Consider the following 23,511-nt stretch of genomic DNA (forward strand, 5'->3'; position numbering starts at 1 on the left):
GAAGGTCACCGAGCGTCACAATGGGAGGGAGAGGGGTGGTGCGGCGTGGAGTGGTTCACGGCACCCGAGTACTGGCTGAGCCGGCTGGTCTTCCAGCGGGCGCTCGCCGTGGTGTACCTCGTCGCGTTCCTGGGCGCGGCGCTGCAGTTCCGCGCGCTGATCGGGGAGCGCGGGATGCTGCCGGTCCCCCGCTTCGTGGCACGGGTGCCGTTCCGCCGGGCGCCGAGCGTGTTCCAACTGCACTACTCGGACCGCTTCTTCGCGGTCTGGTCCTGGGCGGGCTGCGCGGTGTCGGTGGCGCTGATCGCCGGAATGGACTCACTACTGCCGCTGTGGGGCGGCATGTTGCTGTGGCTGGTCCCGTGGGTGCTCTATCTGTCCATCGTCAACGTGGGCCAGACCTGGTACTCGTTCGGCTGGGAGTCACTGCTCCTGGAGGTGGGTTTCCTCGCCGTCTTCCTCGGCAACGACGAGGTGGCCCCGCCGATCGTCGTCCTCTTCCTGCTGCGCTGGGTGCTGTTCCGCGTCGAGTTCGGCGCCGGGCTGATCAAGATGCGGGGCGACGCGTGCTGGCGGAAGCTGACCTGCCTGTACTTCCACCACGAGACCCAGCCGATGCCGGGCCCGCTGAGCTGGTTCTTCCACCATCTCCCCAAGCCCTTCCACCGTGTCGAGGTGGCCGCCAACCACTTCACCCAACTCGCCCTTCCCGTCCTGCTGTTCACCCCGCAGCCGATCGCCACGGCCGCCGCCTCGCTGATGATCCTCACCCAGCTGTGGCTGGTCCTGTCGGGCAACTTCTCCTGGCTGAACTGGATCACGATCGTGCTGGCCCTGTCGGCGGTCGAACTCCCCACCACCGCACCGGACGTGTCCGGGACACCGATCTGGTACGAGGTCGTGGTCCTCGCCGTGGCCACGGCGCTGCTGGCCCTCAGCTACCGCCCGGTCCGCAACATGCTCTCCCGGCGACAGGTCATGAACTGCTCCTTCGACCCGCTCCATCTGGTGAACACCTACGGGGCGTTCGGCAGCGTCAGCCGGCTGCGCCACGAGGTGATCGTCGAGGGCACCGCGGACGACCCGCCTCGGGAGGACTCGGACTGGCGGGAGTACGAGTTCAAGGGCAAGCCGGGCGATCCGCGGTACTGGCCGCGCCAGTTCGCGCCGTACCATCTGCGCCTCGACTGGATGATGTGGTTCGCGGCGCTCTCCCCCGCGTACGCCGAATCCTGGTTCGCGGGTCTGGTGGAGCGGCTCCTGGAGAACGACCGAGACACGCTACGACTGCTGCGCCGCTCCCCGTTCCCCGCCGACAGCCCGCCCCGCTACATCCGCGCCCGCCTCTACCGCTACCGCTACACGACCTGGCGCGAGCTGCGGGAGACGGGTGCGTGCTGGCACCGGACGTATGTGCGCGATTTTCTGCCGCCTACGCGGCTCGACTCCCTGACTCAGAGGCGGTAGACGTCTGTGGCTCAGAGGCGGTAGACGCGGGTGGCGGTGCCCTCGAAGACCTGATCGCGCTCGTCGTCACCGAGACCTGCGGTCAACTCCCGCGTGGACTCGGCCACTTGACCGTAGGTCGCCGCCAGCGTGCACACCGGCCAGTCGGAGCCGAACATCAGGCGGCTTGGGCCGAAGGCCTCCAGGACCGTGTCGGCGTACGGGCGCAGGTCATCGACGGTCCACTTCCCCAGGTCCGCCTCCGTCACCATGCCCGAGAGCTTGCACACCGTGTTGGGGAGGGCGGCGAGGGCACGGACGCCGGACGCCCAGGGTTCGAGGTCTCCGGCGGCGATGGGCGGCTTGCCCAAGTGGTCGAGCACGAAGGTGAGTTCGGGCAGGGCTGCCGCTGCTTCGGCGGAGGACGGCAGTTGGTGGGGCTGGACGATCAGGTCGTAGACGAGCCCCGCCTCCGCGACGGCGGCGAGTCCCCGCCGTACGTCCGGACGCAGCAGCCACTCAGGGTCGGGCTCACCCTGGACCTGATGGCGAATGCCCTTGAGATACCGGCCGCCCGGCAGCTCCCGCAGCCGCGCGAGCTCGTCGGCGACCTCGGGCGCGGTCAGGTCGGTCCACCCCACCACTCCCCCGATCAGCTCGCTCTCCGCCGCGAGGGCGAGGAACTCCGGGGTCTCCGCGGCCACGGTGATCGTCTGCACGAGGACGGTGCGGTCGACACCGGCGGCCCGCGCCTCCGGTTCGAGGTCCGCGACGGTGAAGTTCCGCCTCAAGGACTGGAGTTCGGGTCCGGTGATCCAGTCCTGGTCCCGGACGGAGAGGTCCCAGACGTGGTGGTGGGCGTCGATGGTCATGGCAGCTCCCATACAACGGGCAGGCTCGCTTCGGCGCCCTCGCCGGAATAGTCGTGCACGACGTCGAGGAGCTGCGTCATCCTGGCCTGCCAGGCGATGTTGACCGGCAGTTTCTCCAACTCAGCGAGCATCTTCCCGTAGTCCTCGCACTCCAGGAGGTGGAAGAGGTCGGTGCCGCTGCGCCAGATCGTCCAGGAGGTGGCTCCGGCGGCGCGGATCGCGGTGGTCAGTTCGGCGGGGACCTTGAGATGGGCGGCTTCGTACTCGACGATGCGGTCCGCGCGGACCTTGGTGTGCAGGGCGACTCTCATGACGGCTCCTGTACGGGTACGGGCGCATCGGAGGGCAGCAGGCCTTCCGCGCGCAGTTCCTGCCAGAAGGCCGCGGGCACCGGTGTCGCGAACTGCTCGGCGCAGTCCCGGACTTCGTGCGGCGAGCGGGCGCCGACGAGGACGCTCGCCACGGCCGGGTGGGCGGCCGGGAAGGCCAGGGCTGCGGCGCGCAGGGTCGTGCCGTGCCGCTCGGCGATGGCCTTCAGGCGCAGGGCGCGGTCCAGCAACTCGGGTGGAGCTGCGGCGTAGTTGTACGTCGCTCCCGGTTTCGGGTCGGCGAGCAGGCCGGAGTTGAAGGCGCCGCCGATGACGACCGACCTGCCGCGTTCCTGTGCCGTCGGCAGCAGATCGGTCAGTGCCCGGTGGTCGAGCAGTGTGTACCGGCCTGCGCAGAGCACGACGTCGACGTCCGTGTCGCGCAGGAAGCGGGTCAGCATCTCGGTCTGGTTCATGCCCGCGCCGATCGCGCCCACGACGCCTTCCGCGCGCAGCTTCTCCAGGGCCGGGTAGGCCTCGCGGAAGGCCTGCTCGGCGTGGTCGTCCGGGTCGTGGAGGTAGACGGCGTCCACGCGGTCGAGGCCGAGCCGTTCGAGGCTGGCGTCCAGGCTGCGCCGTATGCCGTCCGCGCTGAAGTCCCAGACACGACGGTGGGTGGCGGGCACGGCGAAACCGTCCGCCAGGTCGTCGCCGTCAGCGCCGTCCGTGGGCTCCAGACGTCGGCCCACCTTGGTGGAGACGGCGTACTCGGAGCGTGGGCGGTCGCGCAGGGCCGCGCCGAGGCGTCGCTCGGAGAGGCCGAGGCCGTAGTGCGGGGCCGTGTCGAAGTAGCGGATGCCGCCCGACCAGGCGGCGTCGAGGGCCTTCTGCGCCTGCTCGTCGGGGACCGCCGTGAACAGGTTGCCTATGCCGGCGGCGCCGAAGGACAGAGGGCTGACCTCGACGCCGCTCTTCCCGAGGGTGCTCACTGGCCCGCCGGACGCAGCCGCAGCCCCTGCATGCCGCCGTCGACGGCGAGGGCCGTACCGGTGGTGGCGCCGGACAGCGGGCTCGCCAAGTAGGCGATGGCGCCCGCGACTTCGGCCGCAGAGACGAGACGGCCGCTGGGCTGGCGGGCCTCCAGCGCGGCGCGTTCGGCGGCGGGGTCGGTCGCCGCGTCGAGGAGTCGGCCGACCCATGGGGTGTCCGCCGTACCGGGGTTGACGCAGTTGACGCGGATGCCCTCGCGGACGTGGTCGGCGGCCATGGCGAGGGTGAGGGAGAGGACAGCGCCCTTCGAGGCGGAGTACAGGGCGCGTTGCGGGAGCCCGGCGGTGGCGGCGATGGAGCAGGTGTTCACGATCGCCGCGTGCTCGGAGGCGCGCAGATGGGGCAGGGCCGCGCGCGCCGTACGGACCATGCCGACGACGTTGACGTCCAGGACCCGGTGCCACTGCTCGTCCTCGTTGTCCTCGACGGTGCCCGCGGCGCCGATACCCGCGTTGTTGACCAGGACGTCGAGTCCTCCGAGTTCGGCGACGGCGGCGGCCACGGCCTCGCGCACGGACGCGTCGTCGGTGACGTCGGCGCGATAGCCGAGGAGCGGCTTCTCCACGGACGACAGGTCCAGGTCGAGGACCGCGACCTGGGCTCCTCGGGCGGCCAGGAGGTCTGCGGTGGCCCGGCCGATGCCGGAGGCCCCGCCCGTGACAAGCGCCTTGAGCCCCTCGAAGTCCGTCATGCCGCTGCTCCCTTCGGGTCGGTGAGTGACTGCTCGGCGAGGTCGGCGGCCCAGAAGGTGCCGTCGGGGAAGGTGAACTCCGCGATGGACTCGGGCCGCATGGTGGCCGAGAAGCCCGGTGCGGTGGGTGCCGTGTAGTGACCCTCGCGTATCACCACCGGGGCGAGGAAGTGGTCGTGCAGATGGTCGACGTACTCGATGACCCGGTCCTCGGTGGTGCCGGAGAGCGCGACGAAGTCGAACATGGAGAGGTGCTGGACGAGTTCGCACAGGCCGACGCCGCCCGCGTGCGGGCAGACCGGCACGCCGAACTTCGCGGCGAGGAGCAAGATGGCGAGGTTCTCGTTGACGCCGCCGACCCGGGCCGCGTCGATCTGGAGGACGTCGATGGCGCCGGCCTGGAGGAGCTGCTTGAAGATGATGCGGTTCTGGACGTGCTCGCCGGTGGCGACCTTGACCGGTGCGACGGCCTTGCGGATGGCGGCGTGGCCGAGGACGTCGTCGGGGCTGGTCGGCTCCTCGATCCAGTAGGGCTCGAACTCCGCGAGCGCCTTCGTCCAGGCGATGGCCTCGTCGACGTTCCAGCGCTGGTTGGCGTCGATCGCGATGCGGATGTCGGGGCCGACCACGGAACGGGCGACTCGGCAGCGGCGTACGTCGTCCGTCAGGTCCGCGCCGACCTTCAGCTTGATCTGGGTGAAGCCGTCGGCGACGGCCTCGGCGGCGAGGCGGGTGAGCTTCTCGTCGCTGTAGCCGAGCCAGCCGGGTGAGGTGGTGTAGGCGGGGAAGCCTCGCTCGACGAGCCGGGCCTGCCGGTCCTGGGCGCCCTGCTTTCCGCGGCGCAGCAGATCCAGCGCCTCGTCGGGGGTGAGCGCGTCCGTGATGTACCGGAAGTCGACCTGCCGTACCAGCCATTCGGGTTCGGCGTCGGCGAGCAGCTGCCACAGCGGCTTGTTCGCGCGCTTGGCCGCCAGATCCCATACGGCGTTGATGACGGCGCCGATCGCCATGTGCATCACGCCTTTCTCGGGGCCGAGCCAGCGCAGCTGGCTGTCGCCGATCAGGTCGCGCCCGAGGGAGCCCGGGTCGGCGCACAGCTCGTCGACGGACCGTCCGATCACATGCCCGCGCAGCGCGTCGATCGCGGCGACCTGGACATCATTGCCCCGCCCGATGGTGAAGGTGAAGCCGTGCCCCTCGACGCCGTCGGCCGCGTCGCTGCGCAGCACGACGTACGCCGCCGAATAGTCGGGGTCCGGGTTCATCGCGTCGGAGCCGTCGAGCTCCCGCGAGGTGGGGAAACGGATGTCGTAGGTGTCGACCGCGGTGATGCGGGCGGGGGTCGGGGACACGGAAGGCCTTTCGATCGGTGGCAGGGGATCCTCGGTGGCCGTGCGGGGCCTAGGCGTCAGTCCTGGGGGTTCAGTCCTGGGCGCGTCAGTCCTGGGCGCGGCCCGTGGTGACGCGGGCGATCATCAGGGCGACCAGGATGATTCCGCCGTAGATGGCCTGGATCCAGAAGGACGGCACCTGGGCGAGCGTGAGCAGGTTCTGTACGACGCCGAGCAGCAGGACACCGGTGAGGGCACCGAACATGGTGCCCTTGCCGCCGTCGAGGCTGATACCGCCGATGACCGCGGCCGCGAACACCGTGAAGATCATGTTGTTGCCCTGGTTGGCGCTGATCGCGCCCACATAGCCGGTCTGCATGATCCCGCCGGCGGCGGCGAGGACTCCCGCGACGACGAAGACGCCGAGCATCACGCGTTCGACCCGGATACCGGCCGCCCGGGCCGCGTCCGCGTTGCCGCCGATGGCGTACAGGGCGCGGCCGATGCGGTGGTACTTGAGGATCAGGCCCGCGACACCGAAGGCCACGGCGGCCAGCCACACGGACATCGGGATGCTCAGGAACGTGGTGGTGGCCAGCGAGAAGAACGAGTCGGGCATCCCGAAGAGCGTCTTGCCCTCGGTGGCGCCGACCAGCAGCCCGCGCAGGACGATCAGCATCGCGAGGGTGACGATGAAGGCGTTGAGCTTGAACTTCACGACCAGGATGCCGTTGAAGGCGCCGACGACCCCGCCCACCACGAGGATCGCGAGCAGGGCGAACACGGCGGGGAACTCCGTGCCCCAGCCGGACTGCGCGGCGGGCAGCACCAGGAGCGCGCCGACGGCCGGCGCGATGCCGACGACCGACTCGAGGGACAGGTCGAACTTGCCGGTGATGAGGACGAGCGACTCGGCGAGCACCACCATGGCGAGCGCCGCGGAGGCGCCCAGGATGGAGATCAGGTTGCGCTCAGTGAGGAAGGAGTCGTTGACGAACGCGCCGAGGATGACGAGCAGCAACAGGGCGGGAACGAGGGCGAGTTCGCGGGCCCGGCGGAGCATTACCGTCTTGGCTGCGCGGGGGTCGGGCACGCGTACGGGGGTGGCGGTCGAGGCCGACGGGGCCTTCGTGTCAGCCATGGTCCACTCCTTCGATGGAGGCGATCAGCTCGTGGTCGTGCCAGCCCGCCGGGTGCTCGGCGACGACGCGGCCGTGGAAGAGGACGAGGACCCGGTCGCAGCGGCGCAGGTCGTCGAGTTCGTCGGAGACGACGAGCACGGCGGTGCCGTCCTCGCGGGCGCTGTCCATGCGGGACAGCAGGGACTCCTTGGACTTCACGTCGACGCCCGCGGTGGGGTTGATGAGGACGAGAAGGCGCGGGTCGGAGGCGAGCGCGCGGGCCATGACGACCTTCTGCGCGTTGCCTCCGGAGAGGTCGGAGACAGGCTGCTCGGGGCCCTCGGTGTGGATGTCGAGGCGGTCGATCAGCTCGGTGGCGAAGCCGCGTTTGCGGTCGGTGCCGATGAAGCCGTAGCGGCCGAGACGGTTCAGGACGGTCATGGTGGCGTTGTCGCCGATGCTCATCCCGGAGACGAGTCCCTGGTCGTGCCGGTCGCGCGGGACGAAGCCGACGCCCGCCTTGAGTGTGGCCCGCACGTCACCGAACGGGAGCCCCTTGCCGTCGAGTTGAGCGCTTCCGCCGGTCGGTGTGTGCAGTCCGGCGAAGGACTCGGCCAGCTCGATCTTCCCGCTGCCGCTGGAGCCGGCGAGGCCGACGACCTCACCGCTGCGGACGGTCAGATCGACACTCTCGTACGACTCCGATGTGAGCCCCTTGGCATCCAGGATGACCGGCGCCTCACGGTCCGTCCTCCTGATCTGCACGGACTTCTCGGCGATCGCCTCGCCCGCCATGGCCTCCACCAGTGCCGGGCGCGGGAGTTCGGCGACCGGCGCGGTGGTGATCCAGCGGGCGTCGCGCAGGACCGTCACCGTCTGGCACACCTCGTACACCTCCTGGAGGTGGTGCGAGATGAACAGGAAGGTGACGCCGGAGTCCTGGAGTGCGCGCATGCGGGTGAAGAGCCGCTCGATCTCGCGGTTGTCGAGCTGCGCGGTCGGCTCGTCGAGGATGATGAAGCGGGCGCCGAAGCTCAACGCCCGTGCGATCTCCACCATTTGGCGGTCCTCGACCTTGAGGTCGGCCGTGCGCGCCTCCGGGTCGACGTGCACGTCCCAGGTCTCCAGGACCTCCGCCGCCTCGGACCTCAGCCTGCGCCAGCTGATGAGGCCGCCGCGGCCCGTCGGCTGACGGTTGATGAAGAGGTTCTCGGCGACCGTCAACTCCGGTACGACGGTGGGCTTCTGGTAGACGCAGGCCACCTTGCGGCGCCAGGCGTCGCGGTCGGCGAGCGCGGGCGCCGGCTCGCCGTCGAAGCGGACGGTGCCCTCGTCGGGGGCCTGGAGGCCGGTGAGGATGGTGACGAGGGTGGACTTGCCCGCGCCGTTGCGGCCGACGAGAGCATGCGACTCACCGGGGAGGACAGTGAGTTGGCCGTCTTGGAGGGCGACGGTGGGGCCGTACCGCTTGGCCACCCCCCGTGCCTCCACCAGTGGTGTACTCATCAGACCGTGTTGCCCCAGAGTGAGGCGTCGTCCACGTTGTCCTTGGTCACCAGCGGCGCGGGCAGCTGGTCCTCGAGGATCCCGCTGGGCAGCTTGACGATCTCGGAGTCGTGGTCGGTCGGGCCGGGCTTGAACGTCTTCCCCTGCATCGCCGCCTTGATGTAGTACATGCCGTACTTGGCGTACAGGTCGGCGGGCTGCGAGACGGTGGCGTCTATCTGGCCCTTGCGGATGGCGTCGTACTCCTGCGGGATGCCGTCGTTCGAGACGATCGTGATGTGGCCCGCCTGGCCGACCGTCTTCAGCATTCCCTTGGACTTGAGGGTCTGCAGGGTGGGCGCCAGGTAGACGCCGCCCGCCTGCATGTAGATGCCCTTGATGTCGGGGTTGGCGTTCAGGAGGGTGTCCAGCTTGGAGGCGGCGGTGTCGGACTCCCACTTCGCCGGTATCTCCAGGACCGACAGCTTCGGGTACTTCTCCTTCACGCAGGAGCGGAAGGCCTCCGAGCGGTCACGGCCGTTGACGGACGCCAGGTCACCCATGATCTGCACGACCTTGCCGGACTTGACCTGCTCACCGAGGTAGTCGCAGGCCTTCTCGCCGTAAGCCACGTTGTTGGCGCGGACGACCATGGCGACCTTGCCCTTCTCGGGCGCCACGTCGACGGCGACCACCGGGACGCCCTTGCGCTCGGCCTGGTCGAGGCCCGCGGCGATCGCGGCGCTGTCGAGGGGGGCCACGACTATGCCCTTGACGCCCTGGTTGAGCTGGTTGTTGATGTCGGTGATCTGCTGCGACGGGTCGCTGTTGGAGTTGACGGTCTTGAGCGCGTTCACGCCCTCGGACTCCGCCATCTTCGGCACATAGTCGTTGTACGACTGCCAGAACGGCGAGGTCAGCAGGGGCAGGATCACCCCGACCTTGCCGGTGCCGTCGCCTGCTCCGTCACCTGAGGCGACGGTGTCCTTGGTGCTGCCGCAAGCCCCGAGCACGAGGGTGGCGCACGCGGCCGCAGCCGCCGCACGCACCGCTCGCGACGAGTTTCGCCTGTTACGCACAGTTCTGCCGGCCATCTGACGGCTCCTCATTGAGCGAGATCGAGCAGGACGCGTGGCCGGAGGGTCCCTCTTCCAGCCGCCGCGACGAATATTTATCAGACCACTTCGGGGTCACAACACCCCTCGACGCCAAATTTTCACGGTTTCGAGCCGTAGTGGTCCGACCACTTGCCTGGTTAGACTGCGGCGCATCCGGCAACAGGAGGAAATCGCGTGGACGAGCCCGCCCCGCAGAAGGGCACCGTGACGCAGCGCGCCATCGAGCGGATCAAGGCGATGATCGGCGAGGGCAGTCTGGAGCCGGGGCAGCGGCTGCCCACCGAGCGCGATCTCGCCGCCCAGCTGGGCATGTCCCGCAGCTCGATGCGCGAGGCGATCCGTGCGCTCACCGTCCTCGGCGTTCTGGAGGCGCGGCACGGTTCGGGCATCTACGTCACGCAGCTGGAGGCCGGGGACCTCCTGGAGACCTTCGGTGTGGTGGCCGATCTGTCCCGGGGCCCCCGGCTGGTCGAGCTGCTGGAGATCCGCCGGATCCTGGAGTCGACGGCGACCGCGCTGGCCGCCGCCCGGATCACCGAGGACCAGCTCGCCGACGTGGAGAAACACCTGGCGGCGATGAACGCGACGGACGATCCGGAGGAGATCCTCTCGCACGACCTCGCCTTCCACCGCGCCATCGCGGGCGCGGCCGGCAACGAGACGATGGCGGCCATCCTGGAGGGCCTCTCCTCACGCACCTTCCGCGCCCGGGTCTGGCGCGGCTACCAGGAGGAGGGTGCCTTCGAACGCACGCGGCGCGAGCACGCGGCGATTCACCGGGCGCTCGTCGCGCACGACCCGGAGGCGGCCAGGGCGGCCGCCGCCGCGCACGTGGGTGAGGTGGAGCAGTGGCTACGCTCCCAGCTCACGTCATGACAGGTTGCTCAGGCTCGTGTCAGCCGTAGCGTCACCAACTCGAAGGCACGCAGCCGCAAGGTGATCCGGTCGCCGTCGCGCCCGGGTGCCGCCGCGTCAGCCAACGGCCGCTCCAGCAGGTCGGTCACCGTCACTCCGGCAACCTCGAAGCCCGTCGTCAGCGTGGCGCGCGTACGAGCGCCGCGTGACTCGTGGAAGCGGACGATCACGTCACCGCTGCCGTCGTCGGCCAGTTTGAGCGCCGTCACGACGACGGCGTCCTGGTCGACGGTCACCAGCGGTGCGACCTCCTGGGAGCCGGTCAGGCGCCTCTCCGGCAGGTTGATCCGCCAGCCCTCGCGCACGGCGTCCCCGATCCCAGCGCCGGGCACCAGAGCGTGCCGGAAGCGGTGGACGCCCTGGTCGGTCTCGGGGTCGGGGAAGCGCGGGGCCCGGAGCAGCGAGACGCGCACGGTGGTGGTCGTACCGGAGTCGGTGTCGCGGACGGAACGGGTCACGTCGTGCCCGTACGTCGAGTCGTTGACGAGTGCGACGCCCCACCCCGGTTCCTCGATGTGCACGAACCGGTGGTTGCACGCCTCGAACTTGGCCGCCTCCCAGCTCGTGTTGGTGTGCGTGGGCCGGTAGAAGTGCCCGAACTGCGTTTCGGACGCGTACCTTTCGGCGTGCACGTCGAGCGGGAAGGCCAGCTTCAGGAACTTCTCCGTCTCCTGCCAGTCGACCTCGGTGTCGATGCCGAGCCGCCGCTCCCCCGGTGCGAGGGACAGCACCTGGGTGACCCGCGACGCGCCGAAGGACCGTACGATCCGGACCGACACGCCGTCGTCACCGGGCACGACCTCTTCCGCGTCGACCAGGTCGGTGACCGTGTTGCGGTAGAACTCGTCCACGTCCCAGGCGTCCCACATGTTCGGGAAGTCGGGGTGGAGCTGGAGCAGGTTCGCGGCCTGACCGGGCGCGACCGTCTCCCGCTCGGCTTCGATGTCGTACGCCGATACGACGAGACCCCGCGCGTCGATTTCGACCCGCAACAGCCCGTTGTCGAGGACGAATCCGCCGTCGACGCGAGGTGCGAGTGCGGTGCTGCCGTCGATTGCCGGGGTCCGCGCGCCGCCCGCCGGGACGCCGTCACGATGGTGCGGCGCCGAGTTGAAGACGAGGGCCGCCGAGCCCTCGCCCGCCAGGGCGCGCTGGGCCGCGTCGATGATCGCGTTCAGCTCGCCGGCGAGGCGCTCGTAGGTGGCGCGGGCCTCCCGGTGCACCCAGGCGATGGAGGAGCCGGGCAGGATGTCGTGGAACTGGTGGAGCAGGACCGTCTTCCAGATGCGGTCCAACTCCTCGTACGGATAGGGGGATCCGGTCCGTACGGCTGCTGTCGCCGCCCACAGTTCGGCCTCGCGCAGGAGGTGTTCGCTGCGCCGGTTGCCCTGCTTGGTCTTCGCCTGGCTGGTGAGCGTGGCGCGGTGGAGTTCGAGGTACAACTCGCCGACCCACACGGGGGCGTTGGGGTACTCGGCCTCCGCCTTCTGGAAGAACTCCCCGGGCGTCTCCCACGTCACCGTCGCGGAGCCTTCGAGGTCCTTCAGCCGCGCCGCCTTCGCGATCATCTCCCGCGTCGTGCCGCCGCCTCCGTCGCCCCAGCCGGTGGGGGCGAGGGAGTGCCGGGCGACGCCCTTGTCCTTGAAGTTGCTCGCCGCGTGGGCGATCTCGCTGCCCTTCATGGAGCAGTTGTAGGTGTCGACGGGCGGGAAGTGCGTGAAGATGCGGGTGCCGTCGATGCCTTCCCACTGGAAGGTGTGGTGGGGGAACTTGTTGGTCTGCGACCAGGAGATCTTCTGCGTCAGCAGCCACTTGGAGCCGGCCGCCTTGATGATCTGCGGCAGCCCGGCGGCGAAGCCGAAGGTGTCGGGCAGCCAGGCCTCGTCGTTCTCGATGCCGAACTCGTCGAGGAAGAACCGCTTCCCGTGCACGAACTGACGGGCCATCGCCTCCGAGCCCGGCATGTTCGTGTCCGACTCGACCCACATTCCGCCCGCGGGCACGAACCGCCCGTCGGCGACGGCCTTCTTGACCTTCGCCCACACCTCGGGCCGGTGCTCCTTCACCCACGCCCACTGCTGGGCCTGGGACATGGCGAAGATGAAGTCCGGCTCGTCCTCGATGAGGGCGGTCATGTTGGAGGTCGTCCGGGCCACCTTGCGGACCGTCTCGCGCAACGGCCACAGCCACGCCGAGTCGATGTGCGCGTGCCCGACGGCGCTGATGCGGTGCGCGGAGGGCACGGCGGGTTCGGCCAGCACTCCGGCGAGCCGTGAACGTGCCGCGTCCGCCGTGCTGTTGACGTCCTGGAGGTCGACCGCGTCGAGCGCCCGGTCCACCGCCCGCAGGATGTCCCAGCGCCGGGCGGACTCCACCGGCAGTTCGGCCATCAGCTCGCCGAGCACCTCCAGGTCGAGGACGAGGTGCCACACGGTCTCGTCGAAGACGGCTAGGTCCATCCGCTCCAGCTTGTACTGCGGCTCGCTGCCCGCCGTCTCCTTGTCGCCCAACTGCGTGGGCAGGAAGGGGTGGTAGTCGAGGATGACCGGGTTGGAGGCGGCCTCGATGTGCAGCCTGACCTCCTCGCCGCCCTCTACCGGGGCGCCTATGCGGACCCACTGGTTGCGCGGGTTCAGGCCCTTCACCGGGGTCCCGTCGGGCCGGTAGACGAGCCCTTCGCACTGGAAGCCGGGCATGTTCTCGTCGAAGCCGAGGTCGAGGAGCGCCTCGACGGTCTTCCCGGCCCACGCCTCCGGAACGGTCCCGGTGACGCGGAACCAGCTGGTGCCCCACGGAGCACCCCAGCGTGCGCCCGCCTCGATCGGCTCCGTCCGGGCGGCGAGTCCTTCCGCCACCGGAACCGGCTCGCCCGGCGCGTGCCAGACCGCCACCTCCAGCGGCACGGACTCGGGGTACACGGCGGGTCGAATGCGCTCGTCGAGGACGCGCTTGAGGCGGCGTTCGACCAGGGTGCGGTCGTCATGCATGAGAGTGCTCCGTGGGGTGTGGGTGCGGGCTACCAGGTGTGCGTGGTCGTACTGGCGGTCGAGACGGTGAACAGCTCCCCCACCGAGCGCAGTTCGAACCGTGCGGCGGTCTCTCCCTGCTCGGGGACGAGGCCGCCGACGTAGAACGCGCTCTGGCAGGTGCCGCCGAGGAAGCGGCGCGTGCCGTCGGGGAACGTCCGGTACAGCTCGTAGTGGCGTACGGGACCGGGGGCGCCGTCCCAGGCGAAGCGCAGGCTGCCTCCGTCGGCGTCCGTGACGCGCAGGCCGGTGGGCGCGGCGGGGGTCACCACCGCATCCCGGACGGCGAGCCCGCCCAGCCGCCAGCGCACCGGACCGCTGGTGGCGGTGAGCCGCACGCCCAGGGCGCGTATCTCCCCCGACAGCCCTGTCAGCCGCACGGTCGAGGTCACCCAGCCGGAGCCCGTGCTCAGCGGGAAGTACGTGTACGGGGGCGCCCCGCCCGCCGTGTCCGGCTCGGCGGTGGCGACGGCCAGCTCGACCTGGACACCGCCGGTGTCGGCGCGGTGGGTCAGTTCGACCATCGTGTCCGCGCCGAGCGGCAGCCTTGTCGAGTACAGGTCCAGTGTGGCCGGGGCGTCGAGGGCGCCGTCGACGAGAAGGCTGCTGCCGCCGCGCCAGGCGTCCGCGAAGTCGAAGGTGACGGCGGGGCGTTGGCCCGTTGTCCGCACGACCCAGCGGCGGGACGGAAGCCGGTCCTGGAGACCGAGATGGTTCCAGGCGGCTTGCGAGGTGGCCGCGCCGTTCTCGTACCACTTCAGACCGTGGCCGGTGTTGAAGACCGTCGCGAAGGGCACTGAGGTGACGGTCGAGCGGTCGGCGACGGAGACGGCCGGGGCGCGCCAACTGGCCGTCGTGTTGGGCTTGGACGGGTCGAGGGTGGCGCCGGTCCAGAACAGGTCGTCGGAGGCGTGGAAGTCACCGGGTGTGCGGCTCGCGGGCAGGTGGTTGCGGGTCCATTCGGGCCGGTAGAAGCCGATGGAGGTGACATGGGCCGCGGTGGTCGGCACGATGGCGTTCCAGTTGACGACCTTGCTCGTGCCGCTGGCCTCCACATCGACGCCCGCCCACAACTCGTAGCGGCTGCGCCCAAGTTGCTGGGCCAGCGTCCCCGACGATGCCAGGGTGCTCTGCGACCAGCGGAAGTCGATGAACATGGAGTCGGCGGACTGGAAGAAGGTCTGGTTCTGGCTGTTCAGGGCGCCCTGCCAGCTCACCGAGCCGCCGACGGTCATCGAGTCGTACCAGGTGACGCGCTGGCCCTTCGCCGTGCCGAGCGCCTTGAGCTCCTTCAGGAAGCCGAGCATGTCGGTGGCGAGCGCGGCGTTCCCGCCGCTCGTCTCGGGGTTCACGAACCAGCCGTCGAACCCGTACGCCTCGGCCACCGCGACGAGTTGGGCTGCCAGCGGGTAGTGCCCGGCGGCGTCCTTCTGGACCAGGTCGCGGGTCCACTGGAGCTGTCCGCCGTACGCGACCGGCGGCAGGAAGATGTTGCCGAGGACCGGCACCCCGTGGCGGTGGGCGGCGTCCACGATGGGTGCGTTCGGGGCGAGGATCAGGCCCTCGCCCGACGAGCCGCCCCAGAAGATGAGTTCGTCGACGTACGACCAGTGGGTGAGCGCGTAGTAGTCGGCGGTGGCCGCGCCCTGCGAGGGGTTGCTCGCCGTGGGGCCGAAGGAGACGAGGGACTGGATGCGGGCCTGGCCGGAGCGGGCGGTCGTGTTCGCCGGGGTCGGTGTGAAGCGCGCGGCGAGTGGCACGGACGACGCGTTGAACGCCAGGTCGGCGTCGCTCGCGGCGCTCCAGGTCTTGAGGCTGCGCCAGGTGATACCGGTGCCCGGGGTGCCGGCGGGCAGCGAGTCGGGGTACCAGTAGGAGGCGTACGGCTGGAGGTCGCGGGCGGCCGCGACCGCCGTACCGGAGAGGCCGGGGACGAGTCCCGCAGCTGCTCCGGCTCCGGCGAGCAGGACGGTACGTCTGTTGAGGTTCACTGTGTGCTCCGTATGGTCGTGGGGACGGGCTACTCGGTGACCTGATCGGGTGTGACGACTTCGGTGATGCCACGGGCCGCGAGGTGTTCCTTGTCATCGGTGCGGCTCGCGAGAACGGTGGTGGGGCGGGCTCCGTCGGCGGTCAGCCGGGCGAAGGCCTCGAAGACCTGCCCACCCGGTGCGCAGACCGAACGGCGGCCCGGAGTGGTCTCGACCACTAGGGCCGTGGTCCGGGGTGCGGGTGCGTACACACGCCGCTCCTCGATGATCCGCTTGATGGTCCGGCCCGCGGGCTTGACCTGCCTGTCGTTGGTCAACAGGCCGAGGCTGTACTCGAGTTCGGGAAAGTCGGCGAGGTCGCGGCTGACGTCGTGCGAGCACCACCAGGTGACGCCCCAGACGTCGGGGCAGTCGAGGGCGTTCACGACGGTCGCCTCGGTGAACGCGGCCGCGTGCCCGGCCGGGATCAGCGGGGCGGGCGCGCCGACCTCCTGGAGCCATACCGGTCGGTGCGGGTCGTCCGCCCAGGCCTTGGACAGCTCGATGAGGTACGCGGCGTGGTGTTCGGTGGCGACGCCCGTACGGCCGTGGCGCTGGGCCGTGCCGTTGAACACCCAGGAGTGCACGGCGGTGACCGCGCCGAGCCGGGCCGAGTGCTCAGGCGTGAACGGCTGGTCGTCCTGGTACCAGGCGGCGTCGTACGAGGCGTGCAGATGGAGCTTGCCGGGCGCGCCCTCCTCGCAGGCGGCGAGCAGCCGCCGAAGCCAGGCTCCTGCCTCGTCCGGCGTGATGCGATCGGGGTCGGGATGCGGTCCCGCGGCGAACTGGTTGACCTCGTTGCCGATGGTCATGCCGATGAAGTTCGGCCGGTCGGCGAGCGCGGCGGCGAGCACCCGCAGGTACTCCGCTTCGCCCTCGACCACGTCCGGGTCGGTGAAGATGTTCCGCCGGTGCCAGGTCTGCGTCCACGCGGGCAGGAAGTCGAAGCTCGACAAGTGCCCTTGCAGACCGTCCACGTTGACGTCGAGCCCGCGTTCAGCGGCGGCGTCGGCGAGCGCGACGAGCTGCTCCACGGCGCGTGGGCGGATCAGGGTGCGGTTCGGCTGGAAGTAGGGCCACAGCGGAAAGACACGGATGTGGTCCAGGCCGAGCGCGGCGATCGAGTCCAGGTCGGCGCGTACGGCGTCGAGGTCGAAGTCGAGCCAGTGGTGGAACCACCCTTCGCTCGGGGTGTAGTTGACGCCGAAGCGCATGGCACGAGGCATGCAGAATCCTGATTCATGAGCGGGAACACGGGAGGTCAGCCCTTGACGGCGCCCTCGCCCACTCCCCGGAAGAAGTACCGCTGGAGACAGGCGAAAAGGATGATCAGCGGCGCCACGGCGATGATCGTTCCCGCGGCGACGAGCCGTTCGTCGTTGGCGAAGGTGCCGTGCAGATAGTTGAGGCCGATGGTCAGGGTGAACTTCGACGGATCGCTGAGCACGATGAGCGGCCACAGGAAGTCGTCCCAGGCGCCCATGAAGGCGAAGATCGCGACGACGGCGAGCGTGCCCTTCACCGACGGCAGCGCGATCCGCAGGAACCGCTGCCAGGCGTTGGCCCCGTCGACGTAGGCGGCCTCCTCGATCTCGTAAGGGAGGTTGAGGAAGGCGTTCCGCATCAGCAGGACGTTCATCGAGCTGATGCAGGCGGGGAGCACCACACCGATCAGCGTGTTGTTCAGGCCGAGTTCCCGCATGGTGGTGAACTGGGCGATGATGATGCTCTCCGCGGGGACCAGCATCGCGAGGATGAAGACGAGCGTGCCCACCCGCCGGCCGCGGTAGCGCATCCGGGCCAGTGCGTAGCCCGCGAGGGCCGAACCGACGCAGTTCGTCACGACGTTGGCGCCCGCGACCTTCAACGAGTTGAAGGCGTAGTCCCAGACGGGGATGGTCTCGGCAACTCGCTGATAGTTGTGGAGCGTCGGGTCGCTCGGCAGGAACTTGGGCGGCGAGGTGTAGATGTCCTCGGTCGGGCCCTTGAGCGAGGTGGACAGCTGCCACACGAAGGGCCCGACGGTGAGGGCGAGCACGGCGAGCAACAGCAGGTAGCGCAGGGCGAGTTCCCAGGTTCGTACGCGGCGGCCCTGCTCGTCGGTGACACGGCGGCGGGGCTTGCCCTGCGTCGCCGGCCGCTCGGCCGGACGTACCTTCTCCAGCACGCTCACGCGTCCTCCTTCCGGTCGGCGCGCAGTACGAGCAGCATCAGCGCGACGGTGACGACGAAGACGACGACCGAGATGGCGGAGGCGTAGCCGACGCGGCCGGTCAGACCGGTACCGGTGCGCTGGACGAGCATGACGAGGGTGGTGTCCTCGCCCGCCGGGCCGCCGTCGGGCCCGGCCATCAGATAGACCTCGGAGAACACCTTGAAGGCGGCCACCGACGACAGCGCCCCGACCAGCACCATCGTGGAGCGGACCGCGGGAACGGTCACCGTGAAGAAGCGGCGCACGGCCCCCGCGCCGTCCACCGACGCGGCCTCATGCAGCTCGCGCGGCACATTGGCGAGCGCCGCCAGATAAATGATCATGTAGTAGCCGAGGCCCTTCCAGACCGTGACGGCCATGGCGCTGAGCAGAAGCAGCCACTGGTCGCTGAGGAAGCCGACCTTGCCGACGCCGATCGTCTCCAACAGCGAGTTCACCAGGCCGCGTTCGTCGAGCAGCCACACCCAGATGAGCCCGACCACGACGATCGACGCGACGACCGGGGTGTAGAAGGCCGACCGGAAGAAGGCGATGCCGGGGATGTTCTTCTGGACCAGCATGCCGAGCAGCAGCGGCAGCAGGACGAGCGCGGGGACGACCCCGACGACGTACAGCGTGCTGTTGCGCAGCCCGATCCAGAACATGTCGTCGTGCAGCAGCTCCCGGAAGTTGGCCAGGCCCACGAACTCGCCGGGGATCAGGGTCCGGCGGTCCGTGAAGGCGTTGACCAGCGTGGAGAAGAACGGGTACAGGATGAAGATGCCTACGACCAGGAACCCGGGGGCGGCGAACAGCCAGGGGCTGGTGGGCAGATGGCGCCGCACCCGCGTGCCCGGAGGGCGCACCCCGGGCCGGACTCCGCGGTCGACGGTGGAGGAACTCGCCATGTCTGGTCAGCCCTGCTGTTCGAGCAGCTTGTTGCAAGCCTCGACAGCGTTGTCAAGAGCTTCCTTCGGGCTCTCCTTGCCCTGGAGCGCCTTGGCGACCTCGTTGCGCAGCTCGGTCTTCATCTGGTCGCTGAACAGGACAGGCGTGTAATTCACCGCGTTCTTCAGGGACTTGGCGGCGGCCACCCGCACGCGTGTCACATCGGTCCCGTCCTCCTTGGTGAAGTACGGGTCGTCCAGCGATCCGGCGGTGCTCGGGAAGATCGCGACCTGCTTCGCGAAGGACATCTGGTTCTGCGCGTCGGTGACGAAGTGTGCGAAGGCGACCGCCGCCGGGGTGTGCTTGGTCTGGGAGTTCACCATCACGCCCATCACGTACATGTTCACCTTGCCGGTGCTGGTGATCTGGTCCGTGATGCCGATGTTCTTGTAGAGGTTCGGCGCCTGCTTCTTGAAGTTCTCGAGGTCCAGGGCGCTGCCCGGGTTCATGGCGACGGCCCCGGTCAGGAACTTCTTGCCGGAGGACTCCGGGGTCGCGGTCAGCGCCTGTGAGTCCAGCGCCTTCGCGTCGTACAACTCCTTGTACTTGGTGAGGAGTTCGATCCCCTTGGCGTCGTTGAAGGAGAAGGCGGTGCCCTCCTTGTTCATCAGCTCCACGCCGTAGCGGCCGAAGTCCTCGACGGTGGGCACGTTGGCGAGTGTCGCGACCTTGCCGTCGCTCTTCTCCGCCAGCTCCAGGGCGTCGCTGAAGAGTTCGTCGTACGTCGTCGGCGGCTTCGAGGCGTCGAGTCCGGCCTCCTCGAAGAGTGACTTGTTGTAGAAGAGCGGGCCCGTGTTGAGGTACCAGGGGAAGGCGTACGTCCCGGTCATGCCCGGTATCTGGTGGCTGGCCCAGGCGCCCTCCAGATACTCCGACTTGTACTTCGAGGCGGCCTTGTCGAGGTCGAGCGCGAGCCCGGCCTTGGCGAGCGGCGCGACGAGGTCCGGCGAGACGTTCACGACGTCGGGCAGGGTGCCGCCGGCCGCGTCCGCGCTGATCTTGTCGGCGTAGCCCTCGGCGGGCTGGTCGATCCACTTCACGTGCGTGTCCGGGTACTTCTTCTCGAAGTCGGCGATCACGCCCTCGAAGTACGACTTGAAGTTGGCCTGAAGGTTCCAGGTCTGGAAGGTGATGTCGCCCTCGACCTTGCCGGAGGCGTCCGTGGAGCCGCTCCCTTCGTCACCGGAACCGCAAGCGCTCAGCGGCAGGACGAGGGCGATGGCGGCAGCGGCGAGTGCTCTGCGAGGCTTGCGCACGGTGACCGGGCTCCTTTGCGGCGGGTTGGCGAACAGTGCCGGGGCAGACCTTGCAGGCAACTCGCGGGGCGAGTCAATGGATTCGGTCGAACTAAATTCATTAGTCATCCAACATGGCAGCTCAGAGCCTTGCGGCCTGCCTCTTGCCATCGATCACTAATGCGCTTTAGATTGCATCAGCTCAAGCGCATTAGTACACAGCCACAGATGACGTCGGAAGAAGATCTCGAAAGAACGGGGAGCAAGGGTGCCAGCCAAGCGGTCTCCGGCGCGCCGGCCGACGATGAAGGACATCGCCCAGCGCGCCGGAGTCTCCGAGAGCGCGGTCTCCTTCGCGCTCAACGACCGGCCGGGGGTCTCCGAGATCACCCGCGACCGGGTGCGCCGGGTCGCCGAACAGCTCGGCTGGCGGCCGAGTACGGCGGCACGCGCGCTGTCCGGGGAGGGCGCGGCCACGGTCGGCTTCGTGCTGGCGCGGCCCGCGGACACCCTCGGCGTCGACTCCTTCTTCCTGCAGCTCGTCTCCGGCATCCAGGAGGTGCTGGCGGAGCGTCATCTCGGCCTGCTCTTCCAGGTGGTGGAGGACGTGGCCGCCGAGTGCGCGGTCTACCGGCGCTGGTGGGCCGAGCACCGCGTGGACGGAGTGCTCGTCGTCGACCCGCGTGTCGACGATCCGCGTCCGGACCTGCTCGACGAGCTGGGCCTGCCCGCCGTGGTCATCGGCGGCGTACCCGACGCCCGGCACCCCGGGCTCTCCATCGTCTGGGCCGACGACGCGGCCGCGATGGCCGCGCTCGTGGACGAGCTGTACGCGCTCGGCCACCGCCGGATCGTGCACATCGCGGGCCTTCCCGGGCTCGCCCACACCGAGCGCCGGATCCGGACACTGCGCGCCGAGGCCGAGCGTCGGGGACTGGCGGAGGTGCGCTCCGTGCCCACGGACTACTCGGACGCGGAGAGCGCGGCCGCCACCCGCCGCGTCCTTGAGGGCGCCACCCCGCCGACCGCGCTGGTCTACGACAACGACGTGATGGCCGTCGCCGGAGTCGCCGCCGCCACCGAACTGGGCTTCTCCGTGCCGGGCGACGTCTCGGTGGTGGCCTGGGAGGACTCCGCGCTGTGCCGCATGGTCAAGCCGTGGCTGTCCGCGCTCTCCCGGGACACCGTCGAGTTCGGACGCACGGCCGCACAGGAGCTGACCGCTCTCCTTGACGGCGGTCCGGCCCGGACGGTGCAGGTGCCGGTGCCGCGGCTGATCGAGCGGGACAGTACAGGGCCCCGCGGGGCATGAAGGGGGTGGACGTCACGTACGACGCCCACCCCGCCCACAGGACTCAGCTCTGCCAAGCCACCTTGAACACCCACACGTGCTGCCCTGCCTTGCGGGCGGCCTCCGGTACGTCGATCACCAGCGAACCGTTGCTCACCGACCAGGTCAGAGGCCGGTGGTAGCCGAGCATGGTGACCTTGTCGCCGCTGCGGATCGGTACCGGCGCCTGGACGGTCAGCTTGCTGCCGGGCGCGGTGAGCGAGTGGATGTAGAAGGCCTTGTTCTGCTTGACCGTGAAGCGCAGGTCCTCGCCGAGCTCCGCCATCCGCGACCAGTACGTCGTGTCGTAGATCGCCTCGCCGTTGGTCTTCAGCCACCGGCCGGTCTCGCGCAGCCGGGTCTCCATGATCTCCGGGATGGTGCCGTCGGCACGCGGACCGATGTCGAGGAGGAAGTTGCCGTTCTTCGAGACGATGTCGACGAGGCTGTGCACGACCTCCTCCGTGGTCATGTAGGCCTCGTCGGGAGTCGCCTTGTTGTAGCCGTAGCTGCGCGGGTCGAGGCCGCGGCTGGACTCCCACTTGGCGACGACGGTGTTGTCGTACGTCGTGTACTCGGGGGTCGTGAAGTCGTGGAAGCCGATCCCCGAGCGGTCGTTGACCGTCACCTCGTACGGCTTGCTCCTGTTCTTGCCGTGGTTGAAGTACTCGGCGAGTACCTCGATGCTGTCGTTCGCGCCACCGATGTCGCACCAGATCAGGGCCGGATCGTAGCCGTGGATCAGTTCCAGCATCTGCGGGGCCTGATAGTCCTTCACATAGTCCTTGCCCGCGGTGTATCCGGTGTAGGGAAGCGGCTCCAGGGTGTACGGGTTGCGCGGGGCGTGGCCCATCCACGGGTTGTCCGGGTTGAACCACTCGGGCATCGAGAAGTACAGGCCGCGTTTGAGCTCCGGCGTGAACTGCTTGGAGGCGTCGAAGAGTTCGCGGATCAGATCGCGCTTCGGCCCCATCTTCACGGAGTTGCGGTCGGCGAACTTGGTGTCCCACAGCGCGAAGCCCTCATGGTGTTTCGAGGTCAGCACGTGGTACTCCGCGCCCGCGTCGCGGAACAGCTCCACCCAGGCCCGCGGATTGAACTTCTCCGCCGTGAACATCGGGATGAAGTCGTCGTACGCGAAGTCCTCGCCGTACGTCTCCCGGTGATAGGCGTACACCTCGTTGTCGGGGCTCTCCATGTGGTTCCAGTACCACTCGGCGTACTGCTTGCCGACCGGCGACCAGGCGGGCACCGAGTAGACACCCCAGTGGATGAAGATGCCGAACTTGGCGCGGTGGAACCAGTACGGCGCCTGATGACCCGTCAGTGAAGCTTCGGTGGTCTGGTAGTCGGGAACACCGAGGGTCAACTCGCGACTGCTCACGCCGACTTGCTCACCGCGCCCGCTGACGACCACCTTGCCGTCCTGCGCCGTTCCGGGTGCCGTGCCCACACGGTTGCGGATGCCGACACGGACGCGCGCCTGCTCACCGGGGTCCAGCCGCGTCACCCGCGCGGGTTCGACGGTGCGGGCGCCCGGCACGTCGACGCCGACCGAGACGCGGTCACCGGCGAGGACGGCGACCGTGCCGGCGTTGACCACGGTGGCCTCCACACTCTGGGCCCCGCTCGACTCCAGGAGGGAGAAGGTGGAGTGCGCGTCACGCAGGGCCAACGCCCGCCCCTGGGCCGCCGGTTGAAGGGAGAGGGCGAAGACGTGCAGGGACGCCTTGTTCTCCTCGGCGGGGTTGGTGGTGGGCAGAGTGACGGCGACAGCCTCGCGCACCGGGTCGATCCAGACCTCGGCCACGCCGATGCCGACGCGGTGCTCGTCCTTGCTGCCGTCAGGCGTGTAGCGGTACGCGGCCGACAGCGAGCCTCCCGCCGAGTACCAGTCCGAACCGCCGAGGCCCGCGGTCGTCGTGGAGCCGTCCGCGTAGTGCACGGTGGCCTTGCCCGACGGATTGCCGTAGCTGCCCGCCGTGAGGAACAGGGCGGACAGGTAGCTCCCCTTGGGCAGTTCGATGCGCTGACCGAGGGCGACCACGTTGTTCTTGGCGCCCGCCTCGGCGGACGGGAAGACAAAGGCGATGCCGTCCACCTCGACCGGGCCCGCCGGGAGTTCCTCACCGGGGAAGGTGTAGCCCGAGCCGTCGAAGTTCCCGCCACGGGCGGCGGCAGTGTCGATGGCATCGTTGTCGAAGTAGGCGTCGAGCGGCACGGGTATCGGGTCGGGGACGGGCACCCAGTCGCTCTGTCGCTCGTCCACCGTCAGCGCAGCGGCCGTGCCCGCGAGCGGAAGAGTGGCGGCTGCGGCGACCACGGCCGCGGCTCCCAGCACCTGACGTCTTGGATACGTACTCATGGGGCGGCTCCCAATCATCGGATGTCTGATGATCGAGCTGCCACCA

Annotated in this window: 18 protein-coding genes; 3 read left to right on the plus strand and 15 right to left on the minus strand. The window is 69.3% G+C overall.

Annotation, left to right across the window (positions count from 1 at the left end; genetic code table 11):
• The first annotated feature begins 45 nt into the window (after positions 1-45).
• Positions 46-1,467: a lipase maturation factor family protein gene (locus OG246_RS34260; protein WP_266472383.1), complete on the plus strand. Its 1,422-nt coding sequence runs from the start codon at positions 46-48 to the stop codon at positions 1,465-1,467.
• Between the two features lie 11 nt (positions 1,468-1,478).
• Here OG246_RS34260 and OG246_RS34265 read toward each other — a convergent pair whose 3' ends face one another.
• From OG246_RS34265 to OG246_RS34300, 8 genes are all read right to left on the minus strand, one after another.
• Positions 1,479-2,318, minus strand: a complete 840-nt coding sequence (locus OG246_RS34265; RefSeq protein WP_266472385.1) for an amidohydrolase — start codon at positions 2,316-2,318, stop codon at positions 1,479-1,481.
• Positions 2,315-2,629 carry an L-rhamnose mutarotase gene (locus OG246_RS34270; protein WP_266472387.1) on the minus strand — a complete coding sequence of 105 codons (315 nt, stop codon included), beginning with the start codon at positions 2,627-2,629 and terminating at the stop codon, positions 2,315-2,317. The genes OG246_RS34265 and OG246_RS34270 overlap by 4 nt, the downstream gene beginning before the upstream one ends.
• Complete coding sequence (locus OG246_RS34275) at positions 2,626-3,615, minus strand: aldo/keto reductase (RefSeq protein WP_266472389.1); 990 nt, start codon at positions 3,613-3,615, stop codon at positions 2,626-2,628. Before OG246_RS34275 ends, OG246_RS34270 begins: the two co-directional genes overlap by 4 nt.
• The gene (locus tag OG246_RS34280; protein WP_266472392.1) at positions 3,612-4,367 is read right to left on the minus strand and encodes an SDR family NAD(P)-dependent oxidoreductase; all 756 of its coding nucleotides are present in this window, start codon (positions 4,365-4,367) and stop codon (positions 3,612-3,614) included. The genes OG246_RS34275 and OG246_RS34280 overlap by 4 nt, the downstream gene beginning before the upstream one ends.
• A complete protein-coding gene (locus OG246_RS34285; protein ID WP_266472394.1) occupies positions 4,364-5,719 on the minus strand; it encodes an L-fuconate dehydratase in 1,356 nt (451 codons plus the stop codon). Before OG246_RS34285 ends, OG246_RS34280 begins: the two co-directional genes overlap by 4 nt.
• A gap of 85 nt (positions 5,720-5,804) precedes the next feature.
• Positions 5,805-6,839: an ABC transporter permease gene (locus OG246_RS34290; RefSeq protein ID WP_266472396.1), complete on the minus strand. Its 1,035-nt coding sequence runs from the start codon at positions 6,837-6,839 to the stop codon at positions 5,805-5,807.
• Positions 6,832-8,325 (minus strand): sugar ABC transporter ATP-binding protein, encoded by a 1,494-nt coding sequence (locus OG246_RS34295; RefSeq protein ID WP_266472398.1) that lies wholly within the window; start codon positions 8,323-8,325, stop codon positions 6,832-6,834. Before OG246_RS34295 ends, OG246_RS34290 begins: the two co-directional genes overlap by 8 nt.
• Entirely contained in the window at positions 8,325-9,398 is a 1,074-nt protein-coding gene (locus OG246_RS34300) for a sugar ABC transporter substrate-binding protein (protein WP_266472400.1), read from the minus strand. The genes OG246_RS34295 and OG246_RS34300 overlap by 1 nt, the downstream gene beginning before the upstream one ends.
• A 198-nt stretch (positions 9,399-9,596) precedes the next feature.
• Here OG246_RS34300 and OG246_RS34305 point away from each other — a divergent pair, with 198 nt between their 5' ends.
• Complete coding sequence (locus tag OG246_RS34305) at positions 9,597-10,298, plus strand: FadR/GntR family transcriptional regulator (RefSeq protein ID WP_266472402.1); 702 nt, start codon at positions 9,597-9,599, stop codon at positions 10,296-10,298.
• A gap of 8 nt (positions 10,299-10,306) precedes the next feature.
• On the opposite strand, the gene OG246_RS34310 is transcribed toward OG246_RS34305, so the two are convergent.
• Genes OG246_RS34310 through OG246_RS34335 form a run of 6 tightly spaced genes read right to left on the minus strand, consistent with a single transcriptional unit; the run spans position 10,307 to position 19,791 of the window.
• Positions 10,307-13,324, minus strand: a complete 3,018-nt coding sequence (locus tag OG246_RS34310) for a glycoside hydrolase family 38 C-terminal domain-containing protein (protein WP_266472404.1) — start codon at positions 13,322-13,324, stop codon at positions 10,307-10,309.
• A 29-nt stretch (positions 13,325-13,353) separates the two neighbouring features.
• The gene (locus OG246_RS34315; protein ID WP_266472406.1) at positions 13,354-15,354 is read right to left on the minus strand and encodes an endo-beta-N-acetylglucosaminidase; all 2,001 of its coding nucleotides are present in this window, start codon (positions 15,352-15,354) and stop codon (positions 13,354-13,356) included.
• A 29-nt stretch (positions 15,355-15,383) separates the two neighbouring features.
• Complete coding sequence (locus OG246_RS34320) at positions 15,384-16,619, minus strand: glycosyl hydrolase (protein WP_266472408.1); 1,236 nt, start codon at positions 16,617-16,619, stop codon at positions 15,384-15,386.
• Positions 16,620-16,654: 35 nt separating this feature from the next.
• A complete protein-coding gene (locus OG246_RS34325) occupies positions 16,655-17,566 on the minus strand; it encodes a carbohydrate ABC transporter permease (RefSeq protein ID WP_266472410.1) in 912 nt (303 codons plus the stop codon).
• Positions 17,563-18,495 (minus strand): carbohydrate ABC transporter permease, encoded by a 933-nt coding sequence (locus tag OG246_RS34330; RefSeq protein ID WP_266472412.1) that lies wholly within the window; start codon positions 18,493-18,495, stop codon positions 17,563-17,565. Before OG246_RS34330 ends, OG246_RS34325 begins: the two co-directional genes overlap by 4 nt.
• Before the next feature lie 6 nt (positions 18,496-18,501).
• Positions 18,502-19,791, minus strand: a complete 1,290-nt coding sequence (locus OG246_RS34335; protein WP_266472414.1) for an ABC transporter substrate-binding protein — start codon at positions 19,789-19,791, stop codon at positions 18,502-18,504.
• Between the two features lie 247 nt (positions 19,792-20,038).
• Between OG246_RS34335 and OG246_RS34340 the strand changes: the two genes are divergently transcribed.
• Positions 20,039-21,082 carry a LacI family DNA-binding transcriptional regulator gene (locus tag OG246_RS34340; protein WP_266472417.1) on the plus strand — a complete coding sequence of 348 codons (1,044 nt, stop codon included), beginning with the start codon at positions 20,039-20,041 and terminating at the stop codon, positions 21,080-21,082.
• Between the two features lie 43 nt (positions 21,083-21,125).
• On the opposite strand, the gene OG246_RS34345 is transcribed toward OG246_RS34340, so the two are convergent.
• A complete protein-coding gene (locus tag OG246_RS34345; protein ID WP_266472419.1) occupies positions 21,126-23,465 on the minus strand; it encodes an alpha-L-fucosidase in 2,340 nt (779 codons plus the stop codon).
• Between the last annotated feature and the right edge of the window lie 46 nt (positions 23,466-23,511).

Origin of the sequence: Streptomyces sp. NBC_00620 (genome assembly GCF_026341825.1) — a bacterium.
Classification (GTDB): Bacteria; Actinomycetota; Actinomycetes; order Streptomycetales; family Streptomycetaceae; genus Streptomyces.